The organism is Hyphomonas sp. ske169 (genome assembly GCF_056850855.1).
Map to the genome: position 1 here is coordinate 1,071,852 of NZ_CP096146.1, position 19,778 is coordinate 1,091,629.

A 19,778-nucleotide genomic window follows, 5' to 3' on the forward strand; every position below is an offset into this window, starting at 1 on the left:
CGCGGCTAAAGCCAATGTTTGCTGACGCGCACTTCGTCGATGCGGTGATTGGCGTCCTGGTGAAGAATGATGTCTGCTCGTGTTTTCGTAGGGGCGATATTTTTCTGAAGGTTCGGGAGGTTCACAGCCCGCCAGCGCTCTCTGGCGGCCTGGCTTATCTCGGCTTCGCTTAAGAGTTTGAACTGCCCATAATAGGGATGTTCTGCGTCCGATCGTCTGACAAGATCGGCAAAGCGCCGCTCATACCAGGCCTCAAGGACGGAAAGCTCCGCATCAAGATAGATGGAGACATCAAAATAGTCTGAAATGAACGCCGTATCTGTTGGTGCAACGCGGCGGGTTTGCAGCACGTTCAGTCCTTCAACGATCAGTGCGCCGGGCCGGTTAAAGGTCCTGAACTTGTCCGAAACAATATCATATGTCTCATGCGTATAAACTGAACACCTAACTTTTTGCTCGCCCGCACTCACCGCTTCGACAAAAGCCAGAAGCTGGCGCCGGTCATAGGATTCCGGAAACCCTTTCCGGGGCAGCACGCCGCGCGCTTTCAGAGCCGCCATGGGCAGCAGGAAATTGTCGGTCGAGACCGTGGTGACGCGCTCACCTGAGCCATCCTCGCCGAGGAGGTTCATGAGCTCGGCGCTGAGGGTCGACTTGCCGGATGCGACGCTTCCAGCAAGTCCTATGAGATAGGGCGCGCGCCAGTCGGTGAGGCCCAGCGCCTTTGCGGTCTTGGCGCGGCTGGTGCGCATGTCAGCGATCCGCTCTTTCAGCAGCCCCGCAACCCAGCTGAGAACTGGATCTGATACGGAACTGCATTTCGGCGCCAATGCTTTCAAAGCATCGCGGTCGAGCACAACTCGGTGTCGGCGTGTCAACTCCTGCGACGGGGCCTTCTCCAGTCCCGCCATTTAGAAGTCCATCCCGTCATAATCCGGCATGACGCCCGCGCCGGTCTTTTGCGGCTGTGCTGCGATCGCTGCTTCCGTGGTGATGATGAGCCCGGCAATGGAGGCTGCGTCCTGAAGCGCCGAACACACGACTTTAGCCGGATCCAGAATTCCGGCCTCGACCAGATCGCAGAACACATTCGCCTGGGCATCATATCCCCAAGAATAGCGCTTTTCGGACAAAACCTTGTCGATGATGACGGAGCCCTCGCGCCCGGCATTCTGCGCGATCTGGCGCAATGGCGCTGACAAAGCCCGTCGGACGATTTCAAGGCCGTGGCCCTGATCAACATTGGCGACATTGACGCCGACGAGGGCTTCCGCACCGCGCAGCAGCGCCACGCCGCCGCCAGGCAGAATGCCATCTTCAGTGGCAGCGCGTGTTGCGTGCAGTGCGTCATCAACGCGATCCTTGCGCTCCTTAACTTCAACCTCAGTCGCGCCACCGACTTCGATGATTGCTACCCCGCCAGACAGTTTTGCCAGCCGTTCCTGCAATTTTTCGCGGTCATAGTCAGAGCTTGCTTCGTCGATCTGACGTCTCAGCTGCGCGATGCGCCCTTCGATAGCTGTTTCTTGGCCTGCGCCATCGACAATGGTCGTGTCGTCTTTTGTGACGATCACTTTCTGGGCGCGACCCAGCGTGTCCAGCGAAACTGACTCAAGTTTGACGCCGAGCTCCTCGCTCAGCACCGAGCCGCCAGTAACAATCGCGATATCTTCCAGCATCGCCTTGCGCCGATCGCCAAAGCCGGGCGCCTTTACGGCGGCGACTTTCAGAGTGCCGCGCAATTTGTTGACAACCAGCGCAGCAAGAGCATCGCCTTCAATGTCTTCTGCGATGACTAAAAGGACGCGCTTTGTCTCCGCTACTTTTTCGAGAACGGGTAAGAGAGGCTGCAGACTTGACAGCTTCTTTTCATGAATTAGCACATAAGCGTCTTCGAGAATGCACTGCAGGAGGTCGGCGTCGGTGACGAAATAGGGAGAGCTGTAGCCCCGGTCGAATTGCAGCCCCTCAACGGTTCGCAATCCGGTTTCGATGGATTTCGCTTCTTCGATCGTAATGGCGCCGTCCCGCCCGACTTTCTCCATTGCGCCAGCGAGTATGCCGCCGATCTCAGTATCGCCATTGGCCGAGATTGTGGCGACCTGTCTGATCTCGTCGGTAGAGGAGACCGGCGTCGCGTGGGTCTTCAGGTCAGCCAGGACGGCTGCGACCCCCGCATCAATGCCGCGCTTCAAGTTGATCGGGCTCATACCGGCCGCCACAGCTTTCATTCCTTCCCGCGTGATCGCCTGGGCGAGTACGGTCGCTGTCGTGGTTCCATCGCCAGCAATATTGGATGTGTTGATCGCAACTTCCTGCAGCATGCGAGCGCCGAGGTTTTCGAACCGGTCCTCCAACTCAATCGATTTGGCCACCGTGACACCATCATTGGAAATACGCGGCGCGCCATAGGCTTGATCGATCAACACGGTTCGCCCCTTGGGGCCGAGCGTGACCTTCACGGCGTCTGCGAGCTTGTCGACACCGCGCATCATCCGCTTGCGCGCATCGTCGGAAAAGAGAACTTGCTTGGAGGGCATTTTTTCTGCGTCCTGAGCGTTGTATAATAGAGGTGCTTATCGGGAGCGACGTCGGCGCCATGTCCGGCGTTCAAGAGGCGACATGCGCTTCAATCCGGTTTGGGGATTTGAATTGGCAGAGAGCCGATAGTCTTGTCCGTCATCAGTTTTCAAATGGTCTGATGGACGAGCAATAGAACGAGGCGGCGCTGAAATTTGAGCTCGCCCACCGCTTTGTATCTGAAACCGCGGCCACCGGGGGAGTTTTATTCTGCGGTTTCTTTTCAGTCTTGCGGCAAGGGCGCCGTAATCTTTCTCGGCGGCGAATTCGTCCATCGAACGAATAAATGCACGCGCGACGTTATGTGCTGCGTTGGTTTGAATCTGCTCTTTGCTTTGCGGAACGTTCGTCTCAGTCATCGCGACTGTCTCCTAGATAAAGATGGAACGATTTGAAAATGAACCTTCGGTTTTAATTTGACCAACGAATGTTCTTTTGGGTATCTATTCGATAATCCAATACATGGAGGTGTTGATGGATGTCGATCAGGCACGCACCTTCCTCGCGGTTGCAGAAACCGGAAGTTTCGTCGCGGCTGCCGAGCGGGTGTTTGTGACCCAGTCAACCGTGAGTATGCGGATCAAGGCGCTGGAAGACCGGCTCGGGCGGCGATTGTTCGAACGCGGCAAACAGGGGGCGTCCCTAACGCCGGCAGGGCTTCAGTTTCAACCCCATGCCGCTGCGATCATGCGAGTCTGGGAACATGCTCGGCTTGATGTCGGATTGCCGGACGGGTTTGATGAAGCGCTTTCCGTCGGCGGTCAGATCAGTCTGTGGGAAGGGTTTCTGCTGACCTGGTTGCCGTGGATGCAATCGGCCGCGCCGGACGTGGCGATCAAAACAACACTCGGCTATTCGAGCGACATGTTGCAGGCAGTATCAGACGGCCGACTCGACCTTGCAGTGATCTACCGACCCGAAGTGCGGCCGGGACTTGAAATCGAGCAATTGTTCGAAGAGCGATTGATCAGAGTATCCAGCGAACCGGCGCCAAAACCCGAATTGAATGCACGTTACGTCTTCATCAATTGGGGACCGGAATTTCAGGCCGATCACGCGCTCAACTTTCCTGATTTCAAAATCCCTCCGCTTTATCTCGATATCGGCGGACTTGCGATCACTTACTTGCTGGAAAACGCCGCTTCCGGCTATCTGCCGCTCCGGATTGCTGCGCCATACATTGAGGACGGCCGTCTGCAGCGTGTGTCCGGCGCACCGGCATTTTCCTATCCGGTCTATGCTGTCTACTCGACGGAGGAAAACAGCGACAGCCTGGAAACCGCGCTTTCCGGTCTCCGGGAGTTTGCCGCGTTGGTGAGTGACTAAGCTTCAACCATTTGAATATCCGATGGCTCATCCGAACAATAATCGTTTCTGACAAGCTCTTTATCCTTGTAAGGCTTGGTCTTTCCGAACTCCTGGAGCGGCGAAGTTCCTTTCGCCCCAGGCTGATTGTGGAGCAGAGATGGCGTCGGACGGACCCTTAGGCGTTGCCTTCCATTGGCAGAGATTAAGTGCTTCGGCCTCACTTGTCTGCACACCCCGCAATGCCCGGATCCTTGCTGCCTTTCAGACATACTGTCGCGTGGACGATGGTCCGTACATCGGAGAGTTCGCAACTGATCAGTTCGAACGCGGGTTACCATATCTGTTTGAGATGAAGGTGACTGGGGACGAGGAAGGCGGCGAACTCATCATTCGCAAAGCTGATCCGGCTCTGTTGAAATTTCTAGGTGCGGAACGCGGACGCGCTATTGCAACGCTGGCTCTTGGTGGTGTTCAAGAGTTTTTCGCCCAATGTATGCGGAAAGCGGTCGAGCAAATCGCGCCAGCGCTTGTGCGAGTATCTGTCAAACAGATGAATGCGAGCGCCCGGCAGTTTGAATTGCTGGCGATGCCGCTCTTGTCGCCTGATGATGGGACGGTCTCCGAGATCATCGGATCAATGGACGAGGTTGGCGCAGAAGGCAGCACCATTCGCGCCATTGATTGGGACGGGGTCGATGGCGCGCTAATGGCGAAAATTGGCATCGCTAGCCCGATCTCATTCTGAATGACGATAAACGAATAAAGGCCTTCCTTGAGAGAAGGCCTCTACCCTATGCGCGCGCTTTTTGGGGGCATCGCGCGATTCTCGATCGGCTCCTTGCCGGATCTCGAACGTTCGGCGTACGGCACCGCCTCAATGGCTTGTCGAGGCGGATTGGCCGCCGAACGCCCTGCAAATATGTCCCCAAGGCATCCTCTACGCCAATGAATTGATCGAATGGATGCGATCCGAATTTGAAATGGGTCATGTTCGCGATCTATTGGAAACTCGAATAGTAGAGCTGAACTCTTTTCGTTATTCTGATGGACGCTTTCTCCCTAAGTTGAATACGCCGCCCGACCCATGGCTTGCGCCTGTTAGGCTCCCTGGCGGTTCCATTTTTATTTTCAGGAGAAGGTGATGGACATTCGTGAACTTACCCCGTGGCGGCGCAATCGCGCGCCCGCAACCACTGACCCGAAAGCGCCTCAACCGCAATCGCTTCATGACTATATGGACCGATGGTTCGACGATATGGGCTTCGGCTTCGATTTGCCTGTCATGGGCACAAGGCTGCTTGCCAGCTCTGACTTTTCGCCGCGCCTCGATGTGGTCGAGACTGAAAAACAATACCGTTTCTCAGTAGAGCTTCCGGGGCTCTCGGATCAGGATATCGATCTTTCGGTCGATGACGGTGTGCTCACCATCAAGGGTGAGAAGAAAACCGAGGTCAAAGAAAATGAGAGCGATAAGCCTATGCGCGTGGAGCGCCATTATGGTGCTTTCGCACGAGCTTTCACGCTCCCGAAAGATGCTGACGAAGAGGCGGTGGACGCAACCTTCGACAAAGGCGTTCTCACCATCACCCTCGGCAAGACCGAAGCCGCTGATCAACGCCGGAAAATTGAGATCAAATCTCCGGCCAAGTCTGCTGCCTAATTGGCTCCGGCGATCCAGACCTTACAGATATGAAAGTCCAGTTTCGATGACTATTCGAGCGATCCTTAAAACCAAGGGCGCCGCCGTGCCGACAGTCGCATCCGGCGTCAGTATTCGTGATGTCCTGCAACGCCTCGAAGAAGAAGATGTCGGCGCCCTCGTCGTCACTGACGATGGAGAGCGCATTAAAGGCATTGTATCAGAGCGCGATATCGTCCGCGGCCTGCGACTCACTGGGGACGACGTGCTTGATGCCGACGTCGAAGACCTGATGACGACCGATGTCGTCACTTGCAAAGCCGATGACAAGATCGCCTCTGTCATGGCGATGATGCTCGCCAATCGGATCCGGCATGTCCCGGTTGTCGATGGCAAGACACTCGCTGGTTTCATCAGTGTACGCGACATCATCAAGCAGCGCCTCGACGAGGTCCAGGCAGATGCGGACGCTATGCAGAAATACATTTCCGGCTGACGCAAATGCCTCGCTGTACCCGGCCTATAGCTTGAAACGCGCGGCTATCTCTCTTGTGGAGACAAGCATATGAAGCATGTTCTTAGCATGATAAGGCTTTGGCTCGCTGTCGGGCTAGGCGCGTTACTCGCGATCTTCGCGATCCAGAACAGCGCGCAGGTCAGACTCTCATTCCTGTTCTGGGATTGGGAGTCTCGGCGTATCGTCGTCATCGCGCTTAGTTTCTTCATCGGCCTGACCATTGGTTGGCTGCTAAAAGGTCGCCATTCGGGACGAGCGACGTCTGACGCTGGGGCGAAGGAAAAAAGGCCGGGAATGATGGCCATCCATAAGACGCTAGCGATCCCATGAGCCCGGTTGAGACGACATTCCTGATTTTTGTCGCCATCGGGTTCTGCGCCCAACTGATAGATGGCGCACTCGGCATGGCGTACGGTATTACGTCGACCACCGCGCTTATGGCTACAGGAATGCCGCCAGCAGTCGCTTCTGCGAATGTGCACGCAGCGGAGATTGTCACAACTGCGATTTCTGGGGGATCGCATGCGCTTGTTGGCAATGTAGACTGGCGGTTGCTGCGTCGACTTGCCCCGGTCGGAGCTCTCGCTGCAGTTGCAGGCGCGATCCTCGCATCGCATCTCGACCTTGGTTTCGCGCGCCTACTCATCGCCGTTTATCTGCTTGTCATGGGCGTTATTGTGATCGAGCGAGGATTGCGCCGCGAACGCCCTGTCAGTGCTGTGAAGAAGATCAGCTGGCTCGCCCTTATTGGAGGGTTTTGCGATGCTTTAGGCGGTGGTGGATGGGGGCCCGTCGTCGCTTCGAATCTCGTCGCCCGCGGCAGCGACGTGGCCAGGACAATCGGCACAGTCAACGCCGCTGAGTTCTTCATGACGAGCGCTGCGACGATCGCGTTCGCATCGTCACTCGGTATGGAGTTTGGCGCAGCGTTTCTGGGCCTACTTATCGGCGGCGCGATCGCGGCGCCGTTGGCCGCTATCGCAATCAAACGGATTCATAAACCTACGCTGACAATCGGAGTGGGTGTCATCATATGTCTGTTATCTGTCTTCAACATTATCAACTGGGCGACCGCTTAGTCTGTCCGCAACCAGAAATGCTGGTCCGATTTGAAACGCCGATGGCTGAGGCGAAAGAAATTCGTTTTTCAAGAGTTCCGACAAGGCGTAGATTTTACTTGCGCCAAAACTGCGCTCGCTCCGGTTTCCGGAACGAAATTTAAAGGATGATCGCTATGAGCGGGATCAAGAAAAAAGGGCCGGCCCATAAAGCCCCTAAGAAAGAAACAACTCCAACGAAAACAGATGACCGCAAGGCTGTCGGCCGAAAAAACCGCCGCCAAGATCGTGCGCGCGCGGATGATGGTTATGAGTATTTCGACTAGTTAGCCGGTTGGCGACTTAGCACGTTATCCTCAGCGGCCCATGAAAATATGGGCCGCTGTTTTGCCAAAGTCGCCGACGTCATGAGCACCACTCAGTCCCTTACGCGCCTAGATTCGCTCCTCGAGGAATTCAATATGAGCCTGACCCAATACAAACACCTTTCGGCCTGGATCGCCAAATTCTCCAAGTCGCCTCACCGAATATCCACAGAGATTGCGCCCACTCCCGAGACGAAGTTCGCCATCGAAGCCTTAAACGACCTTGCGGAGATTTTGACCAAGGGCGACGAGCGGGCATTGAAAGAGCTTTTAAAGCTTCGCCAACGAGACGATTGGCTCCAAAAAAACAGCTCAAAAGACGAAGGCGTGGATGCGTTCTTCGATATTCCCCAGACTGACTAACACGGCTCGCCTGGTTCCAATCAAGAGAATTTTGCTATGATTCAAGCAACCGGCGACGGCAGCCGGCATGGGCGTTTTCGAGGGCTTCGATCGGATAATGGCGCGTCCCGGTACGGTTTGAACCAAGCCATCGTCAAAGACCGAAAGAGATAAGCGCGTATTTCGATGCGTGTTCTAAAAGTGTAAGGACCGCGTTGTCGAGAGTTTACAACTGGCTTTGGTCTGCGGATTATTTATGTCCGGTATTAGGAACTTCTCGCCGGGAAGATAACTATAGTAATTCTACCTTAACGGGAATCTGAGTATCGTGTTGCCCGTATAGAGACGTTTCATGTTTGGCTCCAAATCTAAGTCAAAAATAAACCTAGAACGCGCGGTTCCTCGCGAGCCGCGCCACTCCGGTACGCCACAAAGCTCGATACCAGTTTTGCGTCCGAGGGGCGAAAACCGCCGAGGTCTGCGAAAGGACTTATGGTGCGTTTGCTCGGTCGAAACCAAAGGCGGCGAGAAGCGAGAAGGTGTGATCATCGACATATCGAAATCAGGTGCGCGCGTTCGGTTTCGCAGTCGAGGGACGCTGCCTCGTGTCGTCCGCATCAATGCCTCCAGAATTGGATTGAAACGATTTGCCCGTGTGATCTGGCAGTCTGCGTTTGATGCAGGGCTTGAATTCGTTCCGAATGCAAAAATCGAAAACGCATCCCGGTAATTTTCTCTTGCTCCAAGCTAGTTACACGAGGCCTTTCGGCCGTCTACAAAGTCCCTAATTGCTGCGTTCCGGCAAAACGATTCCGCAATTCGTTGCACCGAAAATATTCAAATAGCGACATCTTTTCAACGAGTTATTCACCAAAACGCGCTAGGTTTGATGCGGGGCAGTTTGGGGTGGTCACTATGTACAATCGAAGAGAGTTATTCTTCGGTCGACAGAGCCGTGAAGTCATCGAGGATGAACGCGGTACAGGTGCCATTGAGTATGGGTTGATCGCTGGCCTGATTGCGATTGTTCTTACCGGCTCATTGACACGACTGGGCAAGCGCCAACGCAAAAACTATAATTGCGTAAAGCGCGCGATGAAAGGCAAAGAGGCCAATCGATTCTGCAAAAAGCGCGGCGCCTAATTAGTTTAGCGCGGCAATTGGTATTGTCGGGTTCCGATCATATCTGGCTAGCAAATCAAGAAAATGACCCGCGGATGGATATGGTGCGTATAGGTCGCCGCTCGGTAGGTATTTGACGGGTAGCGCGAGCCTTTTGGCTTCGACTTCCAGCTGACTCTTCCAGAGCGACATGAGCAGTTTTCTAACGTCCGGTTTCAGGAAATTGGAGAAATTGGTCGCAAGCCAAAAAGTCCCAATCTGGCGAGGAAATCTCTAGTCGTTCGTAACAAGCAATTCTCTTCTTGATTGGACTCCCGTCGCGATACTCTCGATCAATGCTGCGGAAATCGTGTTATCAGCTAGCTCCCGTATCGCTTCCAATGCGCCAGGGATCGCTGCGTTCAACTCCTCACACAGTCGCGCCCCCGTTCCTTTTGGCAAGCCCGCCGCTTCCGCGGTTTGATCAAAGTGGCGACGAGTGATCTGCATCACTTGATACCGATTGTTCAGGCCTAAAGACATTGCCAGCTTATAGCGATTGTGTGCGATTCGTCCGTCATCGACAATCGGCTGCGCAGATATGATGTCATAGAGGGGTGCAAGCACAAATCGCCCGCCCGGACGCAGCTGGATCGAGAAGTTTTTGGAGTGCCCGTCGGTTGCTCCGATGAGCCAGAATACCATTTGAGCCCGAAAGAATGCCATGCGGTCTTCATTTGGCGTATCGCTTTCCTTCAAGCGCTCCAGGATGTCTAAGACGCCGGGTCCTCCGTCACGCTGGTACTTTCTCGTCGACGGAACCGATATAGCCTGACAAAAGTCTTCTTGGGGAAGTCGGAGCAACCGACCGTCATCTGTCCATAGCCGATCGAATCTGGTCACGCTTAGCGTAAGCTGATCTTCAAAGCTTTCGATTGCCGCTTCGGCGACTTCAAGGCCCAGCGCGCGGCAAAGCTCTATACAGACAAATTCATTCTGGACGCTGTCGTTCAGATCAATGTCATTGTGGATGACGCCGATGGCGGGTTTCAATATATGCGTTGTGGCCGTCGTACCAATCGGCCGATGCCAAACACCATCTTTTTGCAACAGAGCAGTCTTATCCTGCGCGCCAGCGATCGAGATCCGAAAGTCTTCATCCTCGCGGTCAAGACCAAGTGGATTGACGCGGAGTCCGCGGATCAACTGGGCTATTTGTGCTTCGGACAGTTGTTCGCCCTGCACATCGCCGGCCTGACCCGGGTCCTCGTCATCGACCAGAAACTGAAGCGCTCCAACACAATCCCGACCCGCCACTGATAAAAGAGAAAACGCATCCGTTCCCTCAGCGCCAAGGCGTTCAGCCACATTGCGTCGGACGCGTTCTGCATCCGGCAGAAGGTTTTCAAAGACATTCACGACCTCCGCGCCGCGCCATGTTCGTTCGGCTAGCGGAAGCGACGTCGAGACCGGCATGGCATGTTCCCAGGCCAGCCATTCGTGATCATATGCAAAGCTGATGGCGCCGCTGGCTGCCTGCTCCAAGCGACCGACTAAGCGCGCATTCAAGAACACATTGAGACGCCGGGTCTGAGATCGACGCGGCATTAGAACAGGTCCGCAAAGTCGGCATCGCTGCTGCGTGTCGAGACGGCGAGTTCGAGCTTGAGCGCAGTGAGCGCATCAAAGAATACTTCCATGCGTGTCGCAGGCTCGCCGGCTTCTAGCTTGGAGACGGTCGCCTGACGAACATTCATACGGGATGCGAGCTCGGTTTGAGACCAGCCGCGCGCTTTGCGTGCTTTGCGCACCAGATCGCCCGCCATTCGCGGGCTTCGAACCAGGTCAGACATAGTTTTGCTCCATACGCGTTCGCGAATAAAGTGGATATATACGATAATGCGTATATTTCAAGTTAATACGGAAACGCGTATAGGGTTTCTGTCGCCTCGTACGCACCTATTGGATCAAGCGGCCACCCGATCGGGCCCGACATGCCCGCCGAGTAGCTCCACCAAATATCCGCCATCGCGCAGCGCTTTGGCTTTTTGGACCAGATATTTAACAGCGTCCTTCATATGCCCGCTTTGCCACTCATCGTCGACTTTGTTCTTGCCATAAAGGACGATGGCAATCTCGCGGCGGCTCATGCCAAGCTTGAGGGAATCGAGCACGATTAGCCCATCCCGCAGCATATGGGTTCGTTTGGTCCATTTCGGCGGCTCGGCGTCTGGATTGTTCCCAAAGACGCGCATGCCTTCCTGCTGGGCTTTGACCTTGCGGTCATAACTTTCGAAATCAGAGATTTGTAACTTCATCCGAACCTGCTCCATTCCGAGAAGTGAAATGCCATGGCACCGCGTCTGAAAAACGCAGCCATTGCCGCGGGTCAGCAGAAACTCGCGGCCGATAGAATCCGTAAAGTGCGATATTCGCGCGAGGACGACGCTGGTATCATAGATTTCGCATGTTTCATTTTCGCCCCTTGGAATGACGTTGATCTCAACCTGATCTGGAAACGCTTTTTCGTTCCAGACCACGTCTGCGTCGATGGCGTTCTTGGATGGATCGGGCATCATGATCAGGCCCCATCGCTCTGCCACTGTTTGCGGCACGCGCGATTTTAGAACCCGAATGCCGTGGCACACGGAGCGTTCCGAAACGTGGTCCGGACTGAATGATCTGGCATCGTCAAGAAACTCCTCGTTTCGGCGAAGATATTCCCAGGCCCATCGGTCCGGCGTCATTCGCCACAAATAGTCATAGCGTTTTAGAGTTCCGTCCGATTTTAGCGTGTAGGTCTTCATTGTCCCAGCCTCCCTAGCTAGAGAGGTGCGCCGCAATGAAAATGCCATCGCGAGGCATTCGACAGGCCAGAACGTTAACAAAACAAGACTAGATCTTAACGATTGAGATCGAGATTCAACCTGAGCGAGTTAGAGACGCAATTTTATTGTTTCAATTTGAAATCTGGCGCACGAGATCAAATCTAGTTTGCAAACTGTTGCAGGAATTGGCGCGCGATCACTTTTAATGGCCCGCGCTCTCACTCATCAGGGTTGAATCTATCCTCCAGTCTGGTCCTCGCAATCAATGCGAAAGGACCTCCCCGATGGTGCAGCTCGCCCGCAATGCAGAGACCGACTCACGGCGCACAATGATGCTGCGTACGGCCTTCTGCCCTGTGGTGCGCGCTGCGCTGGAGGATCCGGGCGTCATCGAGATCATGGCCAATCCGGATGGCAGCATTTGGCTCGAACAAGTCGGACTTGGCCTTACAGTATCTGATGACACCTTAAGTGCTGGCGACCGCGAACGCGTTATTCGGCTCGTCGCATCGTCGATTGGTGAAAGCGCCAGTTCGACCTCCCCTATCATCTCGGCTGAATTGCCGAACGGCGGTGAACGGTTCGAAGGGCTCTTACCACCCGTCTCGACGCAGCCCTGCTTTTCTATCCGCAAGCCCGCCTCTTCGCCGCTAAGTCTCCAGGACTATGTTGAGAAAGGCAGTATTGCGCCAGCGGTGGCGCAGTCATTAAAGGCGTCCATCCAAGCCCGCGAGAATATTCTGATTGCAGGGGGCACGTCTTCGGGAAAAACCACGCTCGCCAATGCTTTGCTTGGCGAACCCGACATCGAGCAAGATCGCGTCGTCATTCTTGAAGATACGCGCGAGCTGAACTGCCAAAACGCCAATATGGTGCAGCTGCGCACAAGAGGTGATGAGGTCACGCTGAGAGACCTTGTCCGCTCAACCTTGAGACTGAGACCCGACCGGATCATTGTCGGTGAAGTGCGCGGGCCGGAAGCACTTGATCTTCTGAAAGCCTGGAACACGGGCCACCCTGGCGGTCTCACAACGCTACACGCGAATTCAGCTCTTGGCGCCCTGCGGCGCCTGGAGCAGCTGGCGCTCGAAGCCATGCCGCGCATGCCGCATGAGTTGATTGCCGAAGCCATCAGTGTCGTCGTTTTCATGTCGCGAGAAAATGGTGTTCGGCGCGTCACCGAAGCCATTCGCGTGCTCGGGTTTAACGGTGAGTCCTATGACACCGAGCCGCTCGCTGGACGCTCACTTTCTCTTATTCAACAAGGAGCCTCGCAATGATCACTGATCATATCCGATCCATTCATCGAATGACCAAGCTAGGGACCGTGTTAGCCCTCAGCGCCGCGCTGAGCGCGCCGGCCTGGGCTGCCGGTTCTGGTATGCCTTGGGAAGGCCCGCTCGATCAGATCCTGCAATCGATCGAAGGCCCGGTTGCGCGCATTGTCGCGGTGATCATTATCACGCTGACCGGTCTTGCGCTTGCCTTTGGAGAGACATCCGGCGGGATGCGCAAGCTCATTCAGATCGTGTTTGGTTTGTCCATCGCCTTTGCTGCGACGAGCTTTTTCCTGACCTTCTTTTCGTTCGGTGGCGGAGCCGTCATCTGATGCGCGACGGCTATGAGCTTCCGGTCCACCGCTCTTTGACCGAGCCAATCCTGATGGCCGGCGCGCCAAGAAGCGCGGCCATCGCCATCGGTACCCTGGCCGCGGTTCTCGCGCTTGGACTTCGCCTCTGGATCCCGGGGCTCATCTTCTGGGCGCTTGGGCATTCAGCCGCCGTCTTCATGGCTCGCTCGGATCCGGACTTCATGGCCGTTTCTTCCCGCTCCACCCGGCACAAGGCGTATCTCTCATGCTGAACCTGAAAGAGTTTTCCGACACCCCTCGCCTTCTGGCAGACTATCTGCCCTGGGCCTGTCTTGTCGCACCCGGCGTGGTGCTCAACAAGGATGGGAGTTTCCAGACCACGTTTCGATATCGCGGTCCTGACCTTGAAAGCTCGACGGAGGATCAACTCGTTTCCACCACTGCGCGCGTGAACAATGTATTGCGCCGGTTTGGATCGGGCTGGGCACTCTTCTTCGAAGCCCAGCGTGAGGAAGCCCATGATTATCCCGAATGCGATTTTCCAGATGCTGCGTCATGGCTGGTAGATCAGGAACGCGCACTCGCTCACGATGAAGCCGGAGCTCGGTTTGTCAGCACTTACTATTTAACCCTGCTTTGGATGCCGCCAGCTGATGCAACCGGCCGCGCCGAAAAAGCCCTGATCACGCGCGCCGAACAAGAGGATGCTGTGGGTTGGCGCCAGCGCCTCGAAACCTTCCAGCAACAAGCGGCGCGAACGTTCGACTTGCTTGCGCCTTGTCTCGCTGAGATTTCCCCACTTTCCGACGACGAAACGCTGACATATCTCCATTCGACAATTTCGACCAAACGCCATCCGGTGAAAACGCCAGACCTTCCCGTCTTTCTGGATGCAATTCTCGCAGATGAACCTTTTGCGGGCGGACTCGAGCCAATGATTGGGGATGCACATCTTCGAACGCTGACCGTGCTCGGATTTCCGGCAACCACCCTGCCCGGCATTTTGGATGAGCTGAACCGGCAAGGGTTCTCTTATCGCTGGGCGACGCGCTTCATTGCAATGGACAAAACTGAAGCTGAAAAGCTCCTTTCAAGGAAACGTCGGCATTGGTTTGCGAAGCGCAAATCGGTCAGCACGGTCCTGCGCGAGACCATGTTTAACGAGCAGGCCGCTCTGGTTGACAATGACGCGGATAACAAAGCGCTGGACGCCGACCAGGCCTTACAAGAGCTCGGCAGTGATCTTGTGTCTTATGGCTATGTGACGACGACCATTACGGTTGCCGATAGCGATCGGCGAACAGTCGACGAGCATTTGCGGGTCGCAGAGCGCATCATCAATGGGCGCGGCTTTACCGTTATCAAGGAGACTCTGAACGCCGTAGATGCCTGGCTCGGGAGCCTGCCAGGTCATGTCTACGCAAATGTCCGCCAGCCAATCCTACATACGCTTAATCTAGCACATATGGTGCCGCTTTCCGCGGTCTGGGCCGGTGAAAGCCAGAACACTCATCTGGACGCCCCTGCTCTCATCCAGGCCCAAACCGCTGGTGCGACCCCATTCAGACTCAATCTCCACGTTGAAGATGTCGGTCACACGCTGGTCGTTGGTCCAACGGGCGCGGGGAAATCCGTCTTGCTCTCATTGATGGCGATGCAATGGCGACGATACGAAAATGCGCAGGTCTTTATCTTCGATAAGGGCCGATCTGCCAGGGCGTCGACGCACGCGATGAATGGCGCCCATGTCGATCTGGGAGGCACAAACCGCCCGGACCTGCAACCGCTCAAAGACGTGGATCAAGAGCAGGCCGCAAGTTTCGCAGCCGACTGGCTTGTCGGACTCGCCATCCGTGAAGGTTTGAAAGTGACGCCCCAGCACAAGGCCGCAATCTGGGAAGCCCTGCAGTCACTCGCGAGCGCTCCAAAAGCCGAGCGCACGATAACAGGCCTCTGCTTGCTGCTCCAGGATGACGAGGTCAGATCGGCGCTACATCCATACACGCTTGAAGGCCCGCATGGACGCTTGCTCGATGGCGATCGCGACACGCTGGAGCTTCAGGATATCTGCTGCTTTGAGATGGAAACGCTGATGGCAAGCCCTGCTGCAGCCGAAGCAGTGCTCACCTATCTTTTCCATCGTCTTGAGGCGCGCTTCGATGGGAAGCCGACCTTGCTCATTCTGGATGAGGCCTGGCTATTTCTGGATGACCCGGTGTTTGCGGCACGAATTCGTGAATGGTTGAAGACCCTTCGCAAGAAGAATGTCGCGGTCGTTTTTGCAACCCAGTCACTTGCCGACATCGCGAATGCCAGCATTGCACCGGCTCTGATTGAATCCTGTCCGACACGCATCTTCTTGCCGAATGATCGCGCCCGTGAGCCACAATCGGCGAAGATCTATCAAAGCTTCGGCCTCAATGAGCGTCAGATTGAGCTCATAGCTCAGGCTGCTCCCAAGCAGGACTATTATTATCAGTCCCCGCTCGGATGCCGTGTCTTTGAGCTTGGCCTTGGTCCGATCGCGCTTGCTTTCTGCGGCACCTCGGACCCGGACGCTCAGAAACTCATCAATCGGACCGTCGCTGAGAGCGAGCCGCATGATTTTGCTGAAACCTGGCTTCACGCGAGAGGCTTGCCGTGGGCCGGCGACCTGATCTGCGAATGGCCCGGAAAACCATCTCAACCAAACCTGATTGCGGCTGAATAGGAGACGTCCACATGAAATCCCACATCTTATCCGTGGCTCTCGCTGCAATACCGGCGTTCGCCATCGCGCCTCAAACAGCAGAGGCGCAATTCGGTGGCGGCATCGTTTATGACCCCGCCAACCACACGCAGAATATTCTGTCAGCGGTGCGCGCGCTGGAAGAAATTACCAATCAGGTTCAGCAGCTCGCCCATGAAATTGAAATGCTGGAAAATATGGCGCGCGACCTGGAGCGTCTTCCTGATAGCATTGCGAGTGACATCCGTGCCCGTATGCAGCGCATCGAAGATCTCATGCGCCGCGCCGAAGGCATCGGATATGGGGTGCAGGAAGTCGAGCGTGAGTATGAGGAAATCTATCCTGAGACCTATGGTGATACGCCGCCAGATGCTCAGATCCTCATGCAAGATGCTCGCAGACGTTGGCGACAATCGAGATCCGCGTATCGACATAGCCTGACAGTCACAGCGGGTATCGTTGAAAGCTCGCGCGCGGATAGTGACAGCTTGAATGCGCTACTTGGTGAAAGTCAGGCCGCTGCCGGCAACCTTCAAGCCTTGCAAGCAGGCAATCAGATCGAGGCGCTGCAGACCGAACAGCTGATGCAAATCGAATCCATGATGGCCGCGCATTACCGCGCCGAGGCTCTCAACCGTGCCAAAGAGCTTGCCGAAGAATCCCGCGGACGAGCCCGCACGCAGAGCTTCTTGGGAAACTAGACCATGCCTGAGCTCAGCGTCATCGATCAATTCCTCGACACGTTTATTCGCTATATTGATAGCGGGTTTGGACTGCTGGCCGGTGATGTCGCCTATCTGACAACCACGCTGATCGCGATCGATATTACCCTGGCAGGTCTGTTCTGGGCGCTTAGCCAGAATGCTGACGTGATCTCGGGGCTTTTAAAGAAAGTCCTTTATGTCGGCTTCTTTGCTTTCATCATCGGCAATTTCGCCGCGCTCTCTACGATCATCTTTGACAGTTTCGCTGCGCTTGGGATTACCGCCACAGGCGGGGCGCTCACCGCGGGCGATCTGATGCGCCCAGGTTATATTGCGAGTGTGGGCTTCAGTGCCGCCCAGCCCCTCCTCGCAGAGATCGGCGACATGCTCGGACCGATCAGCTTCTTTCACAACTTCATCATGATTGCTGTCATGTTCGTCGCCTGGGCGATCATCATGGTCGCGTTTTTCGTACTCGCTGTGCAGCTCTTCATTACCATTCTGGAGTTCAAGCTGACGACGCTGGCAGGCTTCGTGATGGTGCCGTTTGCGCTCTGGAACAAGACAACCTTCCTGGCAGAGCGCGTGCTGGGCAATGTCATCACGTCCGGCATCAAGCTGATGGTGCTTGCCATTATCATTGGTATTGGCTCAACGCTTTTCGCATCCGTAACGGATGCGTTCCGCGGCCCGGGCGATGTCACCCTTGCTCAAGTCATGGGCACGGTTCTGGCGGCAATTGTCTTTCTCTGGATGGGCGTCTTTGCGCCGGGCATTGCAAGCGGCCTAATCACAGGCGCGCCGCAGCTTGGTGCTGGTTCTGCCGTCGGCACCGCTGCCGCGGTTGGAGCAGGCGCATATGTCGTTGGTGCGGGCGGTTTGGCCGCAACCCGCACGGCCGCGTCGGGCGTATCCTCAGCTATGAAAGCGGGCGCTTCGATTACTGGCTCAGCGCGTACCGCTTATGCAATGGGAAGCGCCTCCAGTGGTCGAACAGGAATGAGCGCTGCGGCAGCTGGAATTGCTGGTGTCGCACAAGCTGGGCTTGATACCGCGCGCCGCGCCGCTGGCCGACCCATCCGAGCAATGCGCCAGGCCCATCAAAATGGGCGAGATGCAGCCTGGTCTGCAACCGGCGGCTCAAGGACGGGCGACGGCGGTACAACATCTGCAACCCCTTCAACCGCCCGCCCAGCTGCCTGGGCGCGCCGTTTCCAAACCGAGCAGCGGGTCAGTCAGGCGTCGGGCATGACGCTGCGCGCCGTCCATGATGGCGATCGCGGCAGCGCGGGCGCCGCCCCAAGCTTAAAAGACAAGGATGATTAGACATGTTTCGTAGAAGCACGGTTCATTATGGCCAAAGCCCCTTCCCTGAAACGCCGTATCAGAAAGCAGGGCAAGTTTGGGATGAGCGGATAGGATCTGCGCGGGTCCAGGCAAAGAATTGGCGACTAATGGCGCTCGGGTGCCTGGCGCTCACATTTGCTACATCCGGCGCTCTGGTCTGGCGCAGCCTGCAATCGACCGTGACGCCTTACATTGTTGAAGTCGATGAGACCGGCGCAGCGACCGCCATTGGCCCGGCCACGAAAGCCTATGAACCTCAAGATGCTCAGATTGCGCATCACCTGGCCGGTTTCATTTCGAAGGTCCGAGGGCTCAGTACGGACCCGGTCGTGGTCAGGGAAAATTGGCTCGCCGCCTATGAGTATGTGACAGCGCAAGCGGCCACCACGCTTAGCGAATATGCAAGCGCCAATGATCCCTTTGCCGATGTTGGACGCAAGTCCCGAACGGTAGATGTCGTCGCCGTCGTGCGTGTTTCAGATGCGAGTTTTCAGGCCCGCTGGATTGAAAAGACCTATGAGAATGGCGCGCTCATCGATGCTGCCCGTTTTACCGGCCTTTTTTCGATCATCACCCAAGCTCCAAAAACCCCAGAAGCCCTGCGGGCTAATCCGCTCGGCCTTTATGTTCACAGCCTCAATTGGGGCGAAGACCTTGTCACAGGAGAATAGCCAAATGATCCGTCCCATACTCTCGACCAGCCTCATCGCACTCGTGGTGGCATGCGCAACGACGCCGGAGCTAGAACCAGTAAATGAGGAATCATTTGCGGAAGCGTCCCTGGTGATGGATGCCGACCCGCGTCCCGTCGAAATTGTCGAAACGATAAAGCCACTTCCTTTGCCGGGTCAGATGAAACGCATCGAATCCAGCGCGAATAGCGAAACCGTGCATCCGCGTGACGCCATTGCGAAAGGCCGGCAAAGCGCTTTGATCGAGCCCTCAGTCGATGGTTATGTGAATGCCATTCAAATCTACCCTTATACAGAGGGCGCGCTTTATCGCCTCTATTCCAGTCCTGGTCAGGTTTCGGACATTGCATTGCAACCCGGCGAAACACTGGTGTCTGTTTCGGCGGGCGATACGGTGCGCTGGGTCGTGGGCGATACATTGTCTGGATCTGGACCGTCCACGCGTGCACATGTGCTGGTCAAACCGATCAGCGCTGGCATTCGCACCAATCTCATGATCGCTACCGATCGGCGCACCTATCATCTTGAACTCGAGAGTGTGAATGGCGGCTATATGGCGGCGCTCTCCTGGCGTTATCCCAGCGATGAATTGGCCGAATTGACGTCCAGGAATGGAATAGCAGAGGTCCGCGCCGCCTCGAGCGTCGAGGCAGGTCTCACATTAGACCGCCTCAATTTCGACTACCGCCTGAGCGGCGATACGCCGAGCTGGAAACCGGTTCGCGTTTTCGATGACGGGCGCCAGGTATTCATTCAGATGCCCGCGAGCATCGCGACGACCGACATGCCGCCACTCTTTGTGCTTGGCGATGGCGGCGATGCAGAGCTCGTCAATTATCGTATCCGATCAAACTACTATGTCGTGGATCGTTTGTTTCAGGCGGCTGAGCTTCGCCTCGGAACAAAGCATCAGACTGTCGTGAAAATCCAAAAGGGCCAGCCGCGAACCGGCTTTGCGGCCTTGTTTGGCGGGTGAGC

General features: G+C 55.9%; 24 protein-coding genes. 18 read left to right on the forward strand and 6 right to left on the reverse strand.

Going from position 1 to position 19,778, the window contains the following annotated elements; translation table 11 throughout:
- Nucleotides 1-5 precede the first annotated feature (5 nt).
- From coaA to MY069_RS05135, 3 genes are read right to left on the reverse strand one after another with little or no spacing between them, the layout of a single operon-like run.
- Nucleotides 6-911, reverse strand: coding sequence for a type I pantothenate kinase (gene coaA, locus MY069_RS05125; RefSeq protein WP_482795992.1), 906 nt, complete (start codon nucleotides 909-911; stop codon nucleotides 6-8).
- A complete protein-coding gene (gene groL, locus MY069_RS05130) occupies nucleotides 912-2,540 on the reverse strand; it encodes a chaperonin GroEL (protein WP_482795993.1) in 1,629 nt (542 codons plus the stop codon).
- A gap of 36 nt (nucleotides 2,541-2,576) precedes the next feature.
- Nucleotides 2,577-2,939, reverse strand: coding sequence for a hypothetical protein (locus MY069_RS05135; RefSeq protein WP_482795994.1), 363 nt, complete (start codon nucleotides 2,937-2,939; stop codon nucleotides 2,577-2,579).
- A 115-nt stretch (nucleotides 2,940-3,054) separates the two neighbouring features.
- Here MY069_RS05135 and MY069_RS05140 point away from each other — a divergent pair, with 115 nt between their 5' ends.
- The 10 genes from MY069_RS05140 (at nucleotide 3,055) to MY069_RS05185 (ending at nucleotide 8,952) form a co-directional block, all read left to right on the forward strand.
- Nucleotides 3,055-3,906: a LysR family transcriptional regulator gene (locus tag MY069_RS05140; RefSeq protein ID WP_482795995.1), complete on the forward strand. Its 852-nt coding sequence runs from the start codon at nucleotides 3,055-3,057 to the stop codon at nucleotides 3,904-3,906.
- Nucleotides 3,907-4,165: 259 nt separating this feature from the next.
- Nucleotides 4,166-4,633, forward strand: a complete 468-nt coding sequence (locus MY069_RS05145; RefSeq protein ID WP_482795996.1) for a PAS domain-containing protein — start codon at nucleotides 4,166-4,168, stop codon at nucleotides 4,631-4,633.
- Nucleotides 4,634-5,029: 396 nt separating this feature from the next.
- Nucleotides 5,030-5,548 (forward strand): Hsp20/alpha crystallin family protein, encoded by a 519-nt coding sequence (locus MY069_RS05150; protein ID WP_482795997.1) that lies wholly within the window; start codon nucleotides 5,030-5,032, stop codon nucleotides 5,546-5,548.
- Nucleotides 5,549-5,594: 46 nt separating this feature from the next.
- On the forward strand, nucleotides 5,595-6,023 hold the full coding sequence (locus MY069_RS05155) for a CBS domain-containing protein (RefSeq protein ID WP_482795998.1): 429 nt from the start codon (nucleotides 5,595-5,597) through the stop codon (nucleotides 6,021-6,023).
- A 69-nt stretch (nucleotides 6,024-6,092) separates the two neighbouring features.
- Nucleotides 6,093-6,374 carry a lipopolysaccharide assembly protein LapA domain-containing protein gene (locus MY069_RS05160; protein ID WP_482795999.1) on the forward strand — a complete coding sequence of 94 codons (282 nt, stop codon included), beginning with the start codon at nucleotides 6,093-6,095 and terminating at the stop codon, nucleotides 6,372-6,374.
- Nucleotides 6,371-7,123: a sulfite exporter TauE/SafE family protein gene (locus MY069_RS05165; RefSeq protein ID WP_482796000.1), complete on the forward strand. Its 753-nt coding sequence runs from the start codon at nucleotides 6,371-6,373 to the stop codon at nucleotides 7,121-7,123. Before MY069_RS05160 ends, MY069_RS05165 begins: the two co-directional genes overlap by 4 nt.
- A gap of 155 nt (nucleotides 7,124-7,278) precedes the next feature.
- The gene (locus MY069_RS05170) at nucleotides 7,279-7,428 is read left to right on the forward strand and encodes a hypothetical protein (protein ID WP_482796001.1); all 150 of its coding nucleotides are present in this window, start codon (nucleotides 7,279-7,281) and stop codon (nucleotides 7,426-7,428) included.
- A 135-nt stretch (nucleotides 7,429-7,563) separates the two neighbouring features.
- On the forward strand, nucleotides 7,564-7,830 hold the full coding sequence (locus MY069_RS05175; protein ID WP_482796002.1) for a hypothetical protein: 267 nt from the start codon (nucleotides 7,564-7,566) through the stop codon (nucleotides 7,828-7,830).
- Between the two features lie 331 nt (nucleotides 7,831-8,161).
- On the forward strand, nucleotides 8,162-8,539 hold the full coding sequence (locus MY069_RS05180) for a PilZ domain-containing protein (RefSeq protein ID WP_482796003.1): 378 nt from the start codon (nucleotides 8,162-8,164) through the stop codon (nucleotides 8,537-8,539).
- A 185-nt stretch (nucleotides 8,540-8,724) separates the two neighbouring features.
- Entirely contained in the window at nucleotides 8,725-8,952 is a 228-nt protein-coding gene (locus MY069_RS05185; protein WP_482796004.1) for a Flp family type IVb pilin, read from the forward strand.
- 252 nt (nucleotides 8,953-9,204) lie between these two features.
- On the opposite strand, the gene MY069_RS05190 is transcribed toward MY069_RS05185, so the two are convergent.
- The 3 genes from MY069_RS05190 to MY069_RS05200 form a co-directional block, all read right to left on the reverse strand.
- A complete protein-coding gene (locus MY069_RS05190) occupies nucleotides 9,205-10,518 on the reverse strand; it encodes a type II toxin-antitoxin system HipA family toxin (RefSeq protein ID WP_482796005.1) in 1,314 nt (437 codons plus the stop codon).
- Entirely contained in the window at nucleotides 10,518-10,763 is a 246-nt protein-coding gene (locus MY069_RS05195; RefSeq protein WP_482796006.1) for a helix-turn-helix domain-containing protein, read from the reverse strand. Before MY069_RS05195 ends, MY069_RS05190 begins: the two co-directional genes overlap by 1 nt.
- Nucleotides 10,764-10,877: 114 nt before the next feature.
- Nucleotides 10,878-11,717 carry a DNA -binding domain-containing protein gene (locus MY069_RS05200; protein WP_482796007.1) on the reverse strand — a complete coding sequence of 280 codons (840 nt, stop codon included), beginning with the start codon at nucleotides 11,715-11,717 and terminating at the stop codon, nucleotides 10,878-10,880.
- Between the two features lie 305 nt (nucleotides 11,718-12,022).
- Between MY069_RS05200 and trbB the strand changes: the two genes are divergently transcribed.
- From trbB to trbG, 8 genes are read left to right on the forward strand one after another with little or no spacing between them, the layout of a single operon-like run.
- Nucleotides 12,023-13,018 (forward strand): P-type conjugative transfer ATPase TrbB, encoded by a 996-nt coding sequence (gene trbB, locus MY069_RS05205; RefSeq protein ID WP_482796008.1) that lies wholly within the window; start codon nucleotides 12,023-12,025, stop codon nucleotides 13,016-13,018.
- Nucleotides 13,019-13,047: 29 nt separating this feature from the next.
- On the forward strand, nucleotides 13,048-13,347 hold the full coding sequence (locus tag MY069_RS05210) for a TrbC/VirB2 family type IV secretion system protein (protein WP_482796681.1): 300 nt from the start codon (nucleotides 13,048-13,050) through the stop codon (nucleotides 13,345-13,347).
- Nucleotides 13,347-13,601, forward strand: coding sequence for a VirB3 family type IV secretion system protein (locus tag MY069_RS05215; protein WP_482796009.1), 255 nt, complete (start codon nucleotides 13,347-13,349; stop codon nucleotides 13,599-13,601). The genes MY069_RS05210 and MY069_RS05215 overlap by 1 nt, the downstream gene beginning before the upstream one ends.
- Nucleotides 13,595-16,039, forward strand: a complete 2,445-nt coding sequence (gene trbE, locus MY069_RS05220) for a conjugal transfer protein TrbE (RefSeq protein ID WP_482796010.1) — start codon at nucleotides 13,595-13,597, stop codon at nucleotides 16,037-16,039. Before MY069_RS05215 ends, trbE begins: the two co-directional genes overlap by 7 nt.
- 11 nt (nucleotides 16,040-16,050) lie before the next feature.
- Nucleotides 16,051-16,758, forward strand: coding sequence for a P-type conjugative transfer protein TrbJ (gene trbJ, locus MY069_RS05225; protein ID WP_482796011.1), 708 nt, complete (start codon nucleotides 16,051-16,053; stop codon nucleotides 16,756-16,758).
- A 3-nt stretch (nucleotides 16,759-16,761) separates the two neighbouring features.
- Nucleotides 16,762-18,087: a P-type conjugative transfer protein TrbL gene (trbL, locus tag MY069_RS05230; RefSeq protein ID WP_482796012.1), complete on the forward strand. Its 1,326-nt coding sequence runs from the start codon at nucleotides 16,762-16,764 to the stop codon at nucleotides 18,085-18,087.
- A 2-nt stretch (nucleotides 18,088-18,089) separates the two neighbouring features.
- Complete coding sequence (gene trbF / locus MY069_RS05235) at nucleotides 18,090-18,779, forward strand: conjugal transfer protein TrbF (RefSeq protein WP_482796013.1); 690 nt, start codon at nucleotides 18,090-18,092, stop codon at nucleotides 18,777-18,779.
- A 4-nt stretch (nucleotides 18,780-18,783) separates the two neighbouring features.
- The gene (gene trbG / locus MY069_RS05240; RefSeq protein WP_482796014.1) at nucleotides 18,784-19,776 is read left to right on the forward strand and encodes a P-type conjugative transfer protein TrbG; all 993 of its coding nucleotides are present in this window, start codon (nucleotides 18,784-18,786) and stop codon (nucleotides 19,774-19,776) included.
- Nucleotides 19,777-19,778 lie beyond the last annotated feature (2 nt).

Excerpts from the sequence above, each read along its gene's own strand:
- MY069_RS05150 (WP_482795997.1), top strand. The coding sequence starts at position 5,030 with ATGGACATTCGTGAACTTACCCCGTGGCGGCGCAATCGCGCGCCCGCA.
- MY069_RS05195 (WP_482796006.1), bottom strand. The coding sequence starts at position 10,763 with ATGTCTGACCTGGTTCGAAGCCCGCGAATGGCGGGCGATCTGGTGCGC.
- groL (WP_482795993.1), bottom strand. The coding sequence starts at position 2,540 with ATGCCCTCCAAGCAAGTTCTCTTTTCCGACGATGCGCGCAAGCGGATG.
- MY069_RS05180 (WP_482796003.1), top strand. The coding sequence starts at position 8,162 with ATGTTTGGCTCCAAATCTAAGTCAAAAATAAACCTAGAACGCGCGGTT.
- MY069_RS05200 (WP_482796007.1), bottom strand. The coding sequence starts at position 11,717 with ATGAAGACCTACACGCTAAAATCGGACGGAACTCTAAAACGCTATGAC.
- coaA (WP_482795992.1), bottom strand. The coding sequence starts at position 911 with ATGGCGGGACTGGAGAAGGCCCCGTCGCAGGAGTTGACACGCCGACAC.
- MY069_RS05160 (WP_482795999.1), top strand. The coding sequence starts at position 6,093 with ATGAAGCATGTTCTTAGCATGATAAGGCTTTGGCTCGCTGTCGGGCTA.
- trbJ (WP_482796011.1), top strand. The coding sequence starts at position 16,051 with ATGAAATCCCACATCTTATCCGTGGCTCTCGCTGCAATACCGGCGTTC.
- MY069_RS05135 (WP_482795994.1), bottom strand. The coding sequence starts at position 2,939 with ATGACTGAGACGAACGTTCCGCAAAGCAAAGAGCAGATTCAAACCAAC.
- trbE (WP_482796010.1), top strand. The coding sequence starts at position 13,595 with ATGCTGAACCTGAAAGAGTTTTCCGACACCCCTCGCCTTCTGGCAGAC.
- trbL (WP_482796012.1), top strand. The coding sequence starts at position 16,762 with ATGCCTGAGCTCAGCGTCATCGATCAATTCCTCGACACGTTTATTCGC.
- MY069_RS05185 (WP_482796004.1), top strand. The coding sequence starts at position 8,725 with ATGTACAATCGAAGAGAGTTATTCTTCGGTCGACAGAGCCGTGAAGTC.
- trbG (WP_482796014.1), top strand. The coding sequence starts at position 18,784 with ATGATCCGTCCCATACTCTCGACCAGCCTCATCGCACTCGTGGTGGCA.
- MY069_RS05215 (WP_482796009.1), top strand. The coding sequence starts at position 13,347 with ATGCGCGACGGCTATGAGCTTCCGGTCCACCGCTCTTTGACCGAGCCA.
- MY069_RS05190 (WP_482796005.1), bottom strand. The coding sequence starts at position 10,518 with ATGCCGCGTCGATCTCAGACCCGGCGTCTCAATGTGTTCTTGAATGCG.
- MY069_RS05170 (WP_482796001.1), top strand. The coding sequence starts at position 7,279 with ATGAGCGGGATCAAGAAAAAAGGGCCGGCCCATAAAGCCCCTAAGAAA.
- MY069_RS05175 (WP_482796002.1), top strand. The coding sequence starts at position 7,564 with ATGAGCCTGACCCAATACAAACACCTTTCGGCCTGGATCGCCAAATTC.
- MY069_RS05210 (WP_482796681.1), top strand. The coding sequence starts at position 13,048 with ATGACCAAGCTAGGGACCGTGTTAGCCCTCAGCGCCGCGCTGAGCGCG.
- trbF (WP_482796013.1), top strand. The coding sequence starts at position 18,090 with ATGTTTCGTAGAAGCACGGTTCATTATGGCCAAAGCCCCTTCCCTGAA.
- trbB (WP_482796008.1), top strand. The coding sequence starts at position 12,023 with ATGGTGCAGCTCGCCCGCAATGCAGAGACCGACTCACGGCGCACAATG.
- MY069_RS05140 (WP_482795995.1), top strand. The coding sequence starts at position 3,055 with ATGGATGTCGATCAGGCACGCACCTTCCTCGCGGTTGCAGAAACCGGA.
- MY069_RS05155 (WP_482795998.1), top strand. The coding sequence starts at position 5,595 with ATGACTATTCGAGCGATCCTTAAAACCAAGGGCGCCGCCGTGCCGACA.
- MY069_RS05165 (WP_482796000.1), top strand. The coding sequence starts at position 6,371 with ATGAGCCCGGTTGAGACGACATTCCTGATTTTTGTCGCCATCGGGTTC.